This window comes from Vibrio scophthalmi LMG 19158 (genome assembly GCF_000222585.1).
GTDB classification, from domain to species: Bacteria; Pseudomonadota; Gammaproteobacteria; order Enterobacterales; family Vibrionaceae; genus Vibrio; species Vibrio scophthalmi.
This window is the reverse complement of record NZ_AFWE01000029.1, coordinates 47027-62265: the sequence shown is the minus strand read 5'-3', so window position 1 is coordinate 62265 and position 15239 is coordinate 47027. Positions and strand designations below refer to the sequence as shown.

10 protein-coding genes are annotated in these 15239 nt (G+C 46.1%); 6 read left to right on the top strand and 4 right to left on the bottom strand.

Translation table 11 applies throughout. From position 1 onward, the window contains the following. Positions 1 to 75 precede the first annotated feature (75 nt). Entirely contained in the window at positions 76 to 1533 is a 1458-nt protein-coding gene (locus tag RH88_RS01335) for an NfeD family protein (RefSeq protein WP_005592923.1), read from the top strand. 9 nt (positions 1534 to 1542) lie between these two features. Further along, complete coding sequence (locus tag RH88_RS01330; protein ID WP_005592922.1) at positions 1543 to 2322, top strand: slipin family protein; 780 nt, start codon at positions 1543 to 1545, stop codon at positions 2320 to 2322. A 133-nt stretch (positions 2323 to 2455) separates the two neighbouring features. On the opposite strand, the gene RH88_RS01325 is transcribed toward RH88_RS01330, so the two are convergent. Together RH88_RS01325 and yfcC are read right to left on the bottom strand one after the other, a co-directional pair. After that, positions 2456 to 3451, bottom strand: a complete 996-nt coding sequence (locus RH88_RS01325; RefSeq protein WP_005592921.1) for a succinylglutamate desuccinylase/aspartoacylase family protein — start codon at positions 3449 to 3451, stop codon at positions 2456 to 2458. A gap of 109 nt (positions 3452 to 3560) precedes the next feature. Next, positions 3561 to 5093 (bottom strand): putative basic amino acid antiporter YfcC, encoded by a 1533-nt coding sequence (gene yfcC / locus RH88_RS01320; protein ID WP_005592920.1) that lies wholly within the window; start codon positions 5091 to 5093, stop codon positions 3561 to 3563. Between the two features lie 302 nt (positions 5094 to 5395). Between yfcC and RH88_RS01315 the strand changes: the two genes are divergently transcribed. The 3 genes from RH88_RS01315 to RH88_RS01305 all read left to right on the top strand — a co-directional run bounded on the left by RH88_RS01315 (position 5396) and on the right by RH88_RS01305 (position 8451). Beyond that, positions 5396 to 6814, top strand: a complete 1419-nt coding sequence (locus tag RH88_RS01315; RefSeq protein WP_005592919.1) for an MATE family efflux transporter — start codon at positions 5396 to 5398, stop codon at positions 6812 to 6814. A 43-nt stretch (positions 6815 to 6857) separates the two neighbouring features. Beyond that, positions 6858 to 7100: a hypothetical protein gene (locus tag RH88_RS01310; RefSeq protein WP_005592917.1), complete on the top strand. Its 243-nt coding sequence runs from the start codon at positions 6858 to 6860 to the stop codon at positions 7098 to 7100. Between the two features lie 100 nt (positions 7101 to 7200). Continuing rightward, complete coding sequence (locus tag RH88_RS01305) at positions 7201 to 8451, top strand: DEAD/DEAH box helicase (protein ID WP_005592915.1); 1251 nt, start codon at positions 7201 to 7203, stop codon at positions 8449 to 8451. Between the two features lie 140 nt (positions 8452 to 8591). On the opposite strand, the gene RH88_RS01300 is transcribed toward RH88_RS01305, so the two are convergent. Together RH88_RS01300 and RH88_RS01295 are read right to left on the bottom strand one after the other, a co-directional pair. Then, positions 8592 to 10436 (bottom strand): toxin-antitoxin system YwqK family antitoxin, encoded by a 1845-nt coding sequence (locus RH88_RS01300; protein ID WP_005592913.1) that lies wholly within the window; start codon positions 10434 to 10436, stop codon positions 8592 to 8594. 4 nt (positions 10437 to 10440) lie between these two features. Further along, complete coding sequence (locus RH88_RS01295) at positions 10441 to 12795, bottom strand: hypothetical protein (protein WP_005592912.1); 2355 nt, start codon at positions 12793 to 12795, stop codon at positions 10441 to 10443. A 397-nt stretch (positions 12796 to 13192) separates the two neighbouring features. On the opposite strand from RH88_RS01295, the gene RH88_RS01290 reads away from it, so the two are divergent. Continuing rightward, the gene (locus RH88_RS01290) at positions 13193 to 15190 is read left to right on the top strand and encodes a peptidase U32 family protein (protein ID WP_040757792.1); all 1998 of its coding nucleotides are present in this window, start codon (positions 13193 to 13195) and stop codon (positions 15188 to 15190) included. Positions 15191 to 15239 lie beyond the last annotated feature (49 nt).

Genomic DNA, 15239 nt, shown 5'->3' with positions numbered 1-15239 from the left:
CAGATCTGTCGTTTCTGCTCATTAATTACATCTTATCTATACTTTAATCAATAGCCACTCAACGAGGGAGGCTGTATGCATAAATTATGGATATTTTGTGTCGGCTTATTGTTCTCGAGCCTAATCAATGCTCAAACCGTTTGGATTGTGCCGATCAACGGTGCGATAGGACCGGCCAGTAGCGATTATGTCAGCCGCGAAATAGAACTGGCTCAAACTTCCGGGGTTAGTCTGGTGATCTTGAAAATGGACACCCCGGGAGGCTTAGACAGCGCCATGCGCGATGTGATTCAAACCATCACGACCTCCAATGTCCCCATTGCAACTTGGGTTGGCCCATCAGGATCGCGCGCCGCCAGTGCCGGAACTTATATTCTATTAGCCAGCCACATTGCGGCCATGGCCGAAGCGACCAATTTAGGCGCAGCGACCCCAGTACAACTTGGCGGAGTAAAGCCACCTAGCGCGGAGGAACAAACGCCCAGCAAAAAACCGGCAGCATCCGCCCCCTCATCACACGAACGCTCATTCAACGAAGCCACTTCCGATGAGGGCACTTCCGATGAGCAACAACCAAGCAAAATAGACCAAACACAACCATTGAGCACCAATGATGAGCAAGTCCCCGCCAATACGGCGATGGAGAAAAAGGTTATCAATGATGCTAAGGCTTATATAAAAGGCTTAGCTCGTCTGCATGGCCGCAATGCTCAATGGGCAGAAAAAGCCGTCAGTGAAGCAGCAAGCCTCGATGCCACTGAAGCGCTTGAACTCAATGTCATCGACTTTATTGCTAATTCGCCCGAAGAGCTGGTTAACCTTGCTAATGGCCATGTGGTGAGTCTGAACAATCGAGAAGTCACTCTCGCCATCAGCAATCCCGTCTTTCAACTACGCCAACCAGACTGGCGAGCTGAGATGTTAGCGGTGATCACCAATCCCAATGTTGCCTATATTTTAATGCTAATCGGTATTTATGGCTTGTTGCTCGAGTTCTACAACCCGGGTGTCGGCTTGCCCGGGGTACTTGGTGGCATCTGTTTGCTGTTGGCGATGTATGCCTTGCAAATGATGCCCGTCAACTACGCCGGTTTGGGGTTATTGTTACTTGGGATTGCACTGATGATAGCGGAAGGATTTAGCCCTAGTTTTGGTGTACTCGGATTGGGCGGAGTCGTCGCTTTTGTACTTGGTTCAATATTTCTTATGGATAGCGATATTCCCGGTTTTCAAGTCGCCCTTCCGCTTATTTTCGGCATTGCGGCATTTTCCGTCATGTTGATTGTCCTCACCATCGGACTGTTACTACGCATTCGCCGTAAAGGCGTTACCACTGGTACAAATGCCTTCCCTGGAAAAATTGCGGTAGTCACTGATGATTTCAGCCACGGTTCAGGTCGAGTGCTGCTCGATGGTGTGTTGTGGTCGGCACACAGTGATGAACCTAACATGCTCAAACCGGGTGACAAGGTTACCGTTAAACACATTACAGGCTTAACCCTTACGGTTGAGCGTCTGCGCACACAAGACTAGGAGGCGCTTATGATGATTTATACCGTCGCGGTGGTGTTGGTGCTGTTATTTGCACTGGCAACACAAGTGTTCAAAGTACTGCGTGAGTATGAGCGTGGCGTGGTGTTCTTTTTAGGCCGATTTCAAGAAGTGAAAGGCCCGGGCCTGATCATATTGATCCCTTTCATTCAACAGATGGTTCGGGTTGATTTACGTACTATCGTACTCGATGTGCCCACCCAAGATCTCATCACGCGCGATAACGTCTCTGTACGCGTCAATGCTGTGGTCTATTTCCGTGTGGTCGATCCGCAAATGGCGATCAACAATATCGAAAGCTACAGTGATGCCACCAGCCAACTATCCCAAACCACACTTCGTTCAGTACTTGGCCAACATGAGTTAGATGAACTGCTCTCTGAGCGTGATCGGCTAAACAAGGATTTACAGTTGATTCTTGATCAACAAACTGACGACTGGGGAATCAAAATTGCGACCGTCGAAGTCAAACACGTTGATCTTAACGAGAGCATGGTTAGAGCCCTGGCACGACAAGCGGAAGCGGAACGAAATCGTCGGGCAAAAGTGATTCACGCTACGGGTGAACTGGAAGCCTCAGGAAAACTCAAAGAAGCAGCTGAAATGCTCAATGAAGCCCCCAACGCACTGCAATTGCGTTATATGCAGACTCTGACGGAAATCGCCAATGAGAAAACATCGACCATTATTTTTCCGATGCCAATCAATTTGGTTGAAACCCTATCAGAGCTGGCCAAAGTGACACCAAAAGAAAGACCAATCGACAAATAAAACAAAGGTCTAAGCATGGCTTAGACCTTTGGGAGCTGAGAATCGAGAGCTGAGAATCAAGAATCGAGAAGCTAGAGTCGAGAATAAGAATCGAGAGCTAAGAGCTGAGAAGCTAGATTCGAGAGTTGGCAGCTTAATGGATTAAACGTACTACCAAAGACCCCGGGGCACGGATTGACTCAACGTTATAGCTCAATACGGTACCGCCATTTGGCGCATAGTAACGCTTTAGCTCATCGCCAAAATTATCGTATTGAATCGCAACTAACTGGTTTTGTTCGACTTTGTCCATCATGGATACTTGTGGGATCACAAAGCCACCAATTTCCGCGCGAATACTGGTGATCTCTTGCCCTTCTAAACACGGGATCACCGCATCTACTTCACCTTGCAGTAGCTCATGGTGTTTAAGGATATTGAAAATACCATTAACCGTACGAGCAATCAGTGTCAGTTCTGTGTAACGTCCCATGCCGACTTCAATGGTAATGCTTGGGATACCACTACTGTTCCACATGGTTTCAAGCACACCCGCATCGCCCGGATCATTTAAAATCGCATCAGGGTTAGTGAGGCGCGCCATCTCAATGGCCTGCTCTAAACGGAAATCCGCAAACACGTACAATGGGTAAACCGTTCCGCTTGTTTGGGTATGCAGATCAATCGCTAGGTCAGCATTAGGTTGTAGCAAATGGTGCCACAATGCATGGATAAATCGATTCGCCTCGTTACCGTTGGCATCACCTGGGAAGAAACGGTTTAAGTTACATGGCGAAGCGTCTGGGTCTGCCGAATAAAAATCACGACTATGATTCAGCATACCGGTAAGGTTGATCATCGGCACTATCGTAACGGTGCCGGCCAGTTCTTTACCTGCCAATTCACGCGCCGTTTTTTGCGCAGCTAACACACCGTTGTATTCATCACCATGAACACCCGCCGTGATGACGATTTTTTTGCCCGGCTTTTTGCCTTTGAATACCATCACAGGTAAATGTTGCCACTGCGAAAGCGCATCGGTTGCGACACGGAACATAAACTTATGTTCACCTGCCGCTAAATCAGCCACATCTAAAGTGTGAATAACACGATGACCTTGGATCACGTCATCTGAGTACTGTGTCGCCATTAAAATGGTCTCTCCAAAATATTTGCTTACTTATCTAGAAATAAACAATAAAAAATGGCGAGATAAATATCTCGCCATCGAATCTAATTGCTAAACTCGCTTGAGTTTATTATGAGAAGCCCATTAGCTGAGCAACTACCACGACTACGCTAGAGATGGCGAACAATAGTAGCATAAAGCGCCAGCAGAATTTCGCCCAGTCACCCCAATCGATACGACATACACCCAGTGTTGCCATAAGAGGCGCTGAGGTTGGTACGATCACGTTCGTAAAACCGTCACCTAGCTGGAATGCCAATACCGCTACCTGACGCGTCACGCCAGCAATATCAGACAATGGCGATAGTAGTGGCATGGTTAGTGCTGCTTGGCCAGAACCCGAGGTTACAAAGAAGTTGAACACAGACTGGAACACGTACATTAACCAAGCAGAAGCCACTGCAGGCAATCCACTTAGCATGCCACCGGCACCATTTAGGATTGAGTTTAGTACGCTTGGTTCCTCTGAAGAACCACCACCTAGCAGCAGTAATACACCTTTAGCACAACCAACCAGTAGTGCTGGCGCGAGCATGATACTTGCGCCTTCTTTAAAGGCTGCCGCAGCGTCGTTCAATGTCATGCCGTTTAGACGGAACAAAGTACCAATAATCGCCACAACAAAGCCCATCGTGAAGAACTGAGAAGCGATTTCAGGGATGTACCATGCGTGCATTACTACGCCCCATACCACCCAAGCAGTAGAAGCAATAACAGTAAGCAGAACTAAGGTATCCCCGATATTCCAACGAGAGGCGGTTTCAGAAAGCTCTTGAGAACGGAAATGTGCATCAGTACGACGGCTGTAAGAAAGCTCAGGGTTTGCTTTGATGCGTGCAGCGTATGCCATAGTGAAAGCGATACCGATAAGCGTAAAGCCAGCCCATAAGCCCATACGAACTGTCATACCAGAAAGAACTGGAATGCCCGCGATACCTTGAGCAATCGCCACTGAGAATGGGTTCATCCAAGAAGTCGCAAAACCAATTTGGGTTGCAATGTAGGTGACCATTACGGTAGTGATACCGTCGTAGCCTAGGCGAACCATCAGTGGTGCAATGATAATCGCAAACGCAACCGCTTCTTCACCCATACCAAATACTGCACCACCGAGTGAGAACAGCAAGAATAGTACTGGGATAAATAGTGATTCATTACCTTTGGTTTTATCAATCAGGCGCAAAATACCGTTATCGATCGTGCCTGTGCGCATTACGACGCCAAACGCACCACCGATCACCAGCATAAACATAATTACGCCAATGGCACTGCCCCATTTAGAGCCTGAAGTCAGACCTTCAAATGGGAAGTTCATTAAACCAATGCCACCACCTGAAGCAAATAGGCTTACCGTGTTGTAAACCAGTTCACCCGCGGCATCAGTGGCATAAACAAATGAATTAGGGTCAATAACTGTACGTGTCTTTTCAGCACCATCGACCATGTATGTCACCTGCTGGCTTTCAAAAGAACCTGCAGGGATTAAGTAAGTAAGAATCGCAGCAAAGATACCAACAAAAAATATAAGAATAAGGGTATCTGGCATTTGCCAAGATTTCTTCGTTACAGCCGAGTCCGCTGGCTGTGCATGAGAGTGAGACATAGCTTATTTCACGTTAATATTTGTAGAGCATGAAATATCGTAAAAACAGAATAAAAAGTCAATATATATAAATATGTCAGATTATTAATTCACCATTAACACCATGCATTACCACATATCACCAAACAATAAAAAACGAACAGCTATACAAACTAAACATCTCATTAAAATATCCAACAAATCGCACCACTTCGCTTTTACGTTTTCAGAGGAACATTGTGAACGCAATCCCCGTTCATAATCGACTTGGTTATTGCGGATATTCTTACATAATGGACTATCACTTCTCTGACTAAACTTGCATGCATAATTTAATCAAATCCAACTTGGCTACACGTGTATTCAGTCGCCTGCGTCAGCATCCTGCGTGGTGCTATTTAGATCGCCAATTATTTAACGTGCTGCTCACCGTCGCACTGCCGATCACCCTACAAACCATCATGCTGACAAGCAAAGGGGTGATCGATGTGCTGATGCTTGGGCAATTATCAGAATATGACGTAGCGGGTGCAGGAATCGCGACTCGAATCTTGTTCGTCTTTACCATTCTGCTCTCCGGGGTGGCGATTGGTGGTGCAACGCTCGCAGCACAACATTTTGGCGCTAAGCACCAACAAGGCATCAAACAGAGCATTCAGTTATCTTGGGTAATTACTACGCTGGTTGCACTGTGTTCTATCGTGTTCGTTAGTGTATTGGGGCATCATGTCATTCACCTCACCACCCGTGAAAGTGATGTGTTTAACGTCAGTCACAATTACTTGCTATATGCTGCCCCGAGCCTATTATTCATTGCTTATCAAGTCAGTGTCGCCGCAGGCTTGCGATCGATGCATCAAGCCTCAACGATTACCTTATTTAGCGGGATTGGGATTGTACTCAATATCAGTTTTAACTGGGTGCTCATCTTTGGTTTATTCGGTTTACCTGCTTTAGGCGCGACAGGCGCAGCGATCGGCACGACGCTCGCCACGCTGCTTGAAAGCATATTGCTCGCGCTCTATCTGGGACATAAAAAACATCTACTTTCGCGCTTATATCAATCTGCTCGACAAACATTAAATTGGCAGCAGTATCGACATTTCCTCAGTATTGCCCTACCCACGACGATCAACTTTCTTCTTTGGGCATTGGGGGTCTTCGCCTATACCGCGATTATGGCGCAAACCGGCACATCAGCCCTTGCCGTACTGTCGATCATCTCACCGATAGAGGCATTTTCTCTTAGTCTTCTGGTCGGAATCGCTAATGCCTCTGCGGTTGTAGTCGGTAATAATCTTGGCGCTCAAGATCCCCAGCGTGCTTACTACCAAGCCATGTACTTCGCGCTCTTTGCCGTTATTGCGACTTTGTTGGTGTCATTACTGCTCTATTTTAATCTCGATACTATTTTAAACTTGTTTGTTGGCCTTTCGCCCGACACCATTGAACTCGCCCGCGCCTTTTTCGTCATCTTATGCATCGGCATACTTGTTCGTTCGATCCCAACAGTAATGGTGGTCGGGGTACTTAGAGCCGGTGGTGATGTTAAGTTCTGTCTCTACCAAGATCTCATTTCACAGTGGGTGCTTGGCATTCCGGTGGCTGCTATCTGCGCGCTGTGGTTAAAACTACCCGCAGAATATGTCTTTGCCAGTTTCTTTTTAGAAGCCATCGTAAAATGGGCGGCCTGCTTATACCGATTTAAATCGAGAAAATGGATGAATAACCTCGCCCATTAATTTCTCAACGAACCACAACAGACAACAGACAACGAGGAGTGATATGAATATTTTATCAAATAGCGAAACTTACGGACTGATTTTGGCCCTTATTGCCTTCGCAGCGGCGTATGGGTTTATTCATGTGCGCTATATTCGTCATCATGCGTTGCACAAGCGTTTTCTTGAAGCTCTGTGGAAACTAATGAAAAACACCATTCACGGGCAACATATTCGTACTTTGGGATACAAAGAGGAAAGTGAATCCAACAAAGAACAAGTGACTAATACAACGAAAAACCGCTAGATGACTTGGCATAGTTTTTACGCCAAGCAGGACATAACGATGTACATCACCGTTTTGCTTGGTATCCTATGCGCCCAACACGATTTAACGACATCACTCTATGCTACAGCCTGAGCAACAAACCATGCCATTTACCAAGCTTAATCTCGGTGCCGATCTTACCGCTGTAATATCGAAACTGTTTAACAGCGCCACTGCGATCCAATCTTCTGTCATTCCTGCGGCATTAGCCAATAAAGACATTCTTGCCATTGCACAAACCGGCAGTGGTAAAACACTCGCCTTTGGTTTACCAATCTTAGAGCGTGTACAAACTCAGCGCTCAGTAACACAGGCGATTGTTTTGGTACCCACTCGTGAATTGGCTATGCAGGTTAACGACGCTATCGTGGCTGTCGCGAAGAAACTTGAGATTCGCAGCCAAGTGTTGTGTGGCGGTGTGGATAAGGAAGTGCAAATTCAAGCTTTGCAACTGCGCCCTGAAATTGTGGTCGCGACGCCAGGTCGCCTACTCGATTTACTGACTGAAAAACAATTTGATCCTCGTGATGTCAACACTCTCGTGCTGGATGAAGCGGACCGCTTAGTTGATATGGGCTTCTGGAGTGATGTGCAAAAGATCGTTGCATTCATGCCTGCAACACGCCAAACCATGCTGTTTTCTGCCACGATGCTACCAGAACTTAAAGCCAGTATGGATAGCTTGTTAAATGCACCAGCGTTGATTGAAGCCAATCAAGCCAATAGCGTGGTCAGTGAGATTGAAGAGATTGCTTATCTAGTCAACAAAGGCAGTAAAGCCAATGTGCTAATCGATCAGATTAAACGTCATGGTTGGAAACAAGCTCTGGTCTTTATCGGCGCGAAAGACAATGCCGATGCCCTGTGCAAAAAACTCACCAAAGCTGGCTTAACCGTGAGTGCGTTACACGGTAACAAAAGCCAACAGGAACGAGAGTCAATTTTAGCGGAATTCAAACAGCAAAAAACACAGATTCTGGTGGCCACCGATTTACTTGCGCGCGGAATTCATATCGAACAATTGCCAGTGGTGATCAACATTGAACTACCTACGAACCCAACCACCTATGTACACCGCATCGGCCGCACCGGACGCGCGGGTGAAAAAGGTCTGGCGATCTCGCTTGTTTGTCATGGTGAAAGTGACTATATGGCCGCGATTCGTCAGCTGACCAAACGCCCATTACCATTGCAAGAACTGGCCGACTTTCCCGTCACCGATAAACCGTCAACGGGTGTGAGTAAGCGCGCGCCGAGAGATAAACAAGCGAACCGTCGTACGGCGAAGAAAACCAGCATTAAGCAGTTTGGTAACAAAACAAAGCGCTAAACCACACTGGGATTACAACCCGGAGATTTGCGCTCTGTTTATTATAACAAGGAGAACGAAATTTAACGATTCTGTTCTCCTTATTGGGTGAAATGGCGTTCACGGTTTACCTTGCCATTCTCACCTTTACCTCTCGTTGACTACAAAAAGATTGATTTTGCGCTGTGGCCCAATTTGCCATCAGTATTGTAGTATTCAAACTCTCCAACTGGCTCATCGTCTTTGTAGCGCTCAATTCGTTTAAGCGCGCCATACTCTTCGAAGGTGTAGAACGTGCCTTGCTTGCGTCCTTGTTGATCGTATTGCTGCCGACCTAGCTCATAACCCGCAGCTGAATGAGCGAACCACTTACCCACTTTCTTACCCTTTTGGTATTTTCCTGACCAAATCACAACATCAAACTCATACTCTTCTTGATGCTGCCATTGACCATCACGCTGATCATTTAGGTAATTGCCTTTTGCGAGTAAAGCCCCTGTTTTGGCGTAGTTTTCGGTGTGGCCATGTTGCTTACCATTTCGGTACTGCTCCCATACCAGGCGATCGCCATTAACAGTAACCTCACTCACTTCACCATGCAGTTGACCTTTGCGATTGTACGTTTCCGTGCGGGTTATACCATTGTAATTATGTCGCCAAACGCCACTCTTTTTGCCTTTGTAATAGCTCCCCGTATCGATCACTTTTCCTTGTTGGCTAATCACTGAATACTCTCCACTGCGCACACCATGTTGATAATGCGTCGTTTCGATATTGTCACTATAGATATCTAACGACACATAGGCGTTATGATATTTACCATTGATTTTTTCGATACGTTGCGTCAATTCACCGTCCGCGTTAAATTGCTCCTTTAGTTGCCATTTTTTCTTCGCGTTGGTTTGCTCGCGTGAAATGAGTATAGAGTTACGGTATTTTTTTAAATCACTAACGAGTTGCTCATTCGGATAGCGAGCAACGTAGTGATACGTCTTTGTGCTGTGCTTATCAAAACGCGTCTCTTCGATCTTATTTCCTTGCGTATCAAATTCTGTTTCGCTTTCCACTGCATTAGGCTGATCATAAAAGGCCAACTGCTTACCGCGACGGCGGCCCTTCTCGTAATTTTCAATACTTTTGGTATTACCGGATTCATAATAACGAGTCGCAACACCGTGTGTTTTACCATCAACATTATGCTGCTCAGAGCGCAGCTTCTCTTGCCCATACCAAGAGCGTTCCAGGCCATTTTTTTTGCCTTGCTCGTACGTTACCTCCAAATAAAGCAATCCATCTTCGTGATAAGATCGCCCCACACCTGTCGGCTGATCATTTTGATAGCTTACCTGATAAGAAATTTGACCATTTTCATAGTAACTTTTGTACTCACCTTGTTGGCGACCCATAACGAACGTCGACTCTTGCCTTAATGTGCCATCACGATGGTAGGTTCGTTGCAGACCATGGGCTTTTCCATCGACAAAGCGATGTTTTTGCCACACGCCACCATCTTTATAATAGTGAACATCTTCACCAACACGATTCCCGCCCAATATGGTGTATTCTTCTTCAACACCGCCATTAGGATAAAACAGTCGACCGATACCCTCTTCCTTGCCAGCAACATATGTTGCTTCTTCGGTGAGCACCCCTTCTTGGTTATAGAATTTAGTGAGTCCTTCGTATTGCCCTTTGGCATTGCGGCTACCCGACGAGAGAAGATGACCGTTCTCGTAATAGATTTCATAAGCACCAATTGATTTTCCGGTCGAGATATCGCCGCTATTAAGTGTGCCTTTAAAATTGACGATGTCTCCGCCTTGGAAATAAACCGTTACAGGCCAACCGCTTTCTTCCTTAGTGAGTGGCTCGGCGAGATAGTAACGGGCTTGAGCCTCTGATTTAACGATGTTCCAATCTTCATCCAACCAAATCGGCGCTGCCGATACAGTAGAAATCATCATCAAAGGCATAAGATAAATAGAACTGAGTGAAATACGGCGCATCGTCTTATCCTTTTGGCAGCGGTGGGAATTGAACAACAAATTGCTTTTCTAATGGCTCACCTTGCACAATCACTTCTTCAATCCGTGATATAGAACCTGACATTTTTAGGTAGCCCGGAGCGAAAAGTATTTCAGACAACAAACGATCACTGGCTGTTAGCACCTCACCTTGCTTATCAATCGGCACTAGTTTTTGGCCATGTTGATCTAAGATTCGATAACGCCCAAGAAAATCTGCCACGGTTTGCTTTGCATCAAATCCTTCAATTGCACTGATATCAATCAACCATGGTTTTGGACTAGAAGGCGGCGACATTTGGTTCCACTTGGTTTTCCCTGCGCATGTAAAGCGCGTAGTGATCGCCATGTCATAGAAATAACGTCGTACACCATCTGGAGTCATTAATTGGAAGGCTATTGTGTTTGGTTCAATGGTGACAGGTCCACCCGGTAAGTCGTTATCGACTTCTGATTGCGGTTTCCATTCTAGCGGCTTGCCATTCACCTGGGGTGCGTTGACAATATCGAACTGGCATAAAGCCGCCCATTCCATTGGTAAGGCGACAACCGCATTTTGTAGCGATTCGGTCGCCACTCGATGATCGGCATGAAAATCGAACGCTGACGTACATTGTTCTACAACGTTGTCACTCTCTAGCGGATAATATTCACGATTCAGATTGTTCGTCATCGGAGGCATCTCAGCACTGGCCAAATACCACTCCCTATCCAAAAACTCGACTTCTTGCGAAAAGCTTGGCGTTTCATTTTGACTGTGAACAATAAACATTAATTCTTTAGGTTCTTCAGAAAATTTGAAGCTCATTGTTCGAGTAATCAGTTCAGGCGGTGTTGATTGGACGAATAACTGACGACTCCCCGGAGAAAGCCACTCTGGCCCCGTTTTTGGGGGCGAAAATGCCATCTGGCCTTGAACACCACCAATGGTGAAACCGAGCCACTGGTACTCGCTATTATGATATTCCACTCGGTATTCATTCTCAGCCCCGGGCACCTTTTTGATTGCAACTTGTAGATCGCCCACTTGATAACTTTGGCTGCTGCCGCCTTGCCACGGCAAAGAGTGCAATTCAATTGCCCCTTTATAGTAATCAATATGGGCTGAAAATGTGCTGATCTCTTTCAGTTCAGCGCCTTTATTCCAACCAATCGGCTGCACCATGGCATTAACATTCATGTTCTCATCAAAGAACTGCAAAGCGTTGGGGGTGACAAGCTTAAGATCAATCTTATCGCCATTATTCGTGTAAGCGCGCACATCGCGCATTGCGATATAGCCGACCACCTGATTAGGGGGAATTTGAGTAGGGAAAGCGAGGCGAAATCCTTGACCATCAGAACGAGAGTTTTCTTTATTAAACATACCTTGCTCGTAAGGCATCACGTCGTCTTGGGTCAATTGGTCTTGCAGACCTTCGTTTTTGCCGGTTTCGGCTTCAACTGTTGTCCCTTTCACAAGGATGGCCTCAGGAATGGGTTCAATATCGTACCAATACAACTCATCGTCGTAATAAGCGTGAGCGAAAATATCGCTAAAGGCACCTATAGGTTGCTCTTCCGAACGCATCGCGACTGTCATTTGAGTGACTTTGGTTTCACCATACACATCGACCGGAACATTCATCACCAGATTAAGATTATTCAACCATCCCGTTGCACGATCAATTTCCAATTTGCCATAAAGCTGGTGGTGCGAATTTGAGGGAGTCTGTGGGTCATCCGCTTGCTTATCATCCGAACGCTTGTCCGCAAGAGAAACTGTTGCAAACAGTGTGCTCTCTGTCAGCTGGTTCACGGTTAATGTGACTGACCGACCATTGAAGTTATCTAGCGTCACCTGACGACCGACTTTAGTTGGCAGCGATTGCAATAAACCGGGTGCGTTCATGGTTGATTTCAAACTGTTAAGCACGACATCGCCACGTTTTTTAACCAACTCGTCCCACATCGCTTGATTACGGCCTTTGAACTCGATCTGCTCTCCCGTTTCCATGTTATAGGAAACATCAAAACCATCTTGAAAGAACGGAACCATCTTTTGCTGACTACTTGATAATTCGACACTCGAGAAAGATGAATAGCCTGCTGAGAACTGTAAGTGTTCAGGCGTGATATGAAGTTTTAGTGTGTCACCGACCTCATCAACTCGATAGTGCACTAAGCTTTCGCTGATCATCGCGGTGTCGTAGTCTTGGGCTATGTCTTGCGTAGTGTGGGTATAAACCCAATAGCGTTTTTCATCGCCTTCCTTTGGCGCAAACGTCACTTGCTTTTCACAGCCGACAAGCGTGAGTAAGGTCAGTAGAAATGACGCCTTAATTCCGTTATTCAAATACATCCAATCATCCTAAAATACACATGTCATGGCTCGTTCATCCGTCCCAAGTAATGCGTGTTTACTTGATGTCACCACTGGCACACCAACGCACAAACTTAACAACAGAATTCATCAATGCAGCATCACATCAGTGATCCATAATCCTTTAATTCGGCGGTATTCTCTTCGTTGTGCGGTAAATGAGTAAGCTCAGTCACGAATAAATTCGGGCCAGTGCACAAAAACACATATGCAATCAAAACAACAGCTTGAATAGACAAAACCCGTTTAGTGATACAACTAAAAGCGACTAACCTAGGTGCCAAGTCACGCCAATTCTCAACTTTTGCTAGATTCCCTGCTTCAAACCCGTAAGATGCAAAGCCAATTTAGGGTAATTCTGACTAGAGATAAGTTTGTGACACGAGATCAATTTGAACTTCTGGCGCCGGGTGGTGATTTAGATTCGATTAAAGCAGCGATTGCTGCAGGGGCTGACGCGGTTTATTGTGGACTCGATCGTTTCAACGCTCGCAACAGAGCAACTAACCTGACTTTAGATAATTTGCGTGGCGTGCTTGAATTAGCGCATCAGCATAATTGCAAAATCTTCCTTACGCTGAATGTCATGCTACTTGAAAGTGAGATCCCAGCGGTCGTGCGCTTACTAAATGAACTGAACATCACGCAAATCGATGGTGTGATCATTCAAGATCTCGGCTTGGGTGCGATTATAAAGCGTCACTTTCCCGATCTGGATGTGCACGCGTCAACTCAGTTAAACACCCATAACGAAGGACAAATTTTGTTCCTCAATCAATTGGGCGTTAGCCGAGTAAACTTATCTCGTGAGTTGAACATTAATGAGATCAAACACCTTGCCCAATTTGGTCATCAACACAATGTTTTGATGGAAGTGTTCGTTCATGGTTCATACTGTATTGGTTTTTCTGGTCTGTGTTACATGAGTTCAGCCAAAAATGGTGCTTCGGGTAACCGTGGCCGTTGTAGCCAACCTTGTCGAGATCAGTACCAAACCACACCAACCGGCAGTGATTACCCACTGAACATGAAAGACAACTCTGCCTTTAATGATCTCGAAGCGCTGGCGGATGCTGGCGTCTACTCATTAAAAGTGGAAGGTCGAATTAAGAAGTTTCACTACGTTTATACTGTGGTGGATAACTGGCGCCAGCAGATCGATAAGTACTGTGATGGCAAAGTACTTTCAACCGATACACGTGAACTTTATACCGTATTTAACCGCGACTTTACCAATGGCTTTTTGCAAGGTGAGATTGGTAGAGATATGTTTATCAATAACCCAAGAGATCACGCGGTAACACACTTCTCTAAAGTTTATCAATGCAGTTCAGTGGATGATGTTAAAGCCGTAAAACAAAAACTGTACGACGACAAATCTGTCATCATTAATCGCGTTGAAGAAGCCATTAGTGACTTTGACGTTTCCACGCCTTCGAATGCGCCTTTGGTGAAAAGTACCATCAAGGTGCCAGCCATCGTGGCATCCACAGCGAGTGACGCTGAGCCCTCAGTCACTAAGCTCTCCGTATTAGTCTCAAATCAACAAGATGCAGCCTCGATTGTGCGCCCTGACGTCGATGTCTATTTTGAGCTGCCAATGGGACTGGCCAGTGAATGTGATGCTCTGATTACACTATTTAAAGCCAACACCCACTTAATTCCTTGGTTCCAAGCGGTTCTGATCGGCGATGACTACCAAGCCGCGCAGCGCTTCTTATCGGAAGTGCGCCCGACTCTGCTTGTCACCAACAACTCCGGGGTTGGTTACTTAGCACAAACAATGGGGATTGATTGGATTGCTGGGCCGCAAATGAACAGTGCCAACTCGTACACTTTGCAATGCTTACAAGATCAGTATCAAGCCCGCGGCGCGTTTATTTCCGACGAGTTAAGCTTCTTACAAATCCGTAAGTTGGTGAGACCAGAAGGCTTTAGAACCTTCTATAACGTTTACCACCCAAATACGCTGCTCACCAGCCGTCAATGCCTATTCCAGCAAACGGAAGGCTGTAAGAAGATTAAGGTGAACAAAGGCTGTTTGAAGCGCTGTAGCAAACGCACTTCGGTGATCAATCTCAATGGTACTTCATACGTAATCCAAAAGCTCAAAGGCAGCCACAACAGTGTGTACGGCGAGCATAACGTACTGAACTTAGAGATCATCAAGCGCTTGTCGACGCTTCTTACTGACGTGCTCGTAGATTTGCGTGATATTCAAACTGAAACACGTCACAACGTCACTAATGTCGAGCTCGTCGAGTTATTTGTCAATGCGCTAAATAGCGCAGAAGACGAGCAGCCCCATGCCTTTGAGCTTATTCGACAAGCAACGGGGATCACCACCAACAAGCAATACGCCAAAGGACTGTAATCTCCATTACCGCTCTTAAATCAGAAAAAAGCTCGTGTTTTCCACGAGC

What these genes read in the sequence shown, in the direction of transcription:
- RH88_RS01335 (WP_005592923.1), top strand. Translation starts at nt 76, where the DNA reads ATGCATAAATTATGGATATTTTGTGTCGGCTTATTGTTCTCGAGCCTA.
- RH88_RS01315 (WP_005592919.1), top strand. Translation starts at nt 5,396, where the DNA reads ATGCATAATTTAATCAAATCCAACTTGGCTACACGTGTATTCAGTCGC.
- RH88_RS01305 (WP_005592915.1), top strand. Translation starts at nt 7,201, where the DNA reads ATGCTACAGCCTGAGCAACAAACCATGCCATTTACCAAGCTTAATCTC.
- RH88_RS01330 (WP_005592922.1), top strand. Translation starts at nt 1,543, where the DNA reads ATGATGATTTATACCGTCGCGGTGGTGTTGGTGCTGTTATTTGCACTG.
- yfcC (WP_005592920.1), bottom strand. Translation starts at nt 5,093, where the DNA reads ATGTCTCACTCTCATGCACAGCCAGCGGACTCGGCTGTAACGAAGAAA.
- RH88_RS01325 (WP_005592921.1), bottom strand. Translation starts at nt 3,451, where the DNA reads ATGGCGACACAGTACTCAGATGACGTGATCCAAGGTCATCGTGTTATT.
- RH88_RS01295 (WP_005592912.1), bottom strand. Translation starts at nt 12,795, where the DNA reads ATGTATTTGAATAACGGAATTAAGGCGTCATTTCTACTGACCTTACTC.
- RH88_RS01310 (WP_005592917.1), top strand. Translation starts at nt 6,858, where the DNA reads ATGAATATTTTATCAAATAGCGAAACTTACGGACTGATTTTGGCCCTT.
- RH88_RS01300 (WP_005592913.1), bottom strand. Translation starts at nt 10,436, where the DNA reads ATGCGCCGTATTTCACTCAGTTCTATTTATCTTATGCCTTTGATGATG.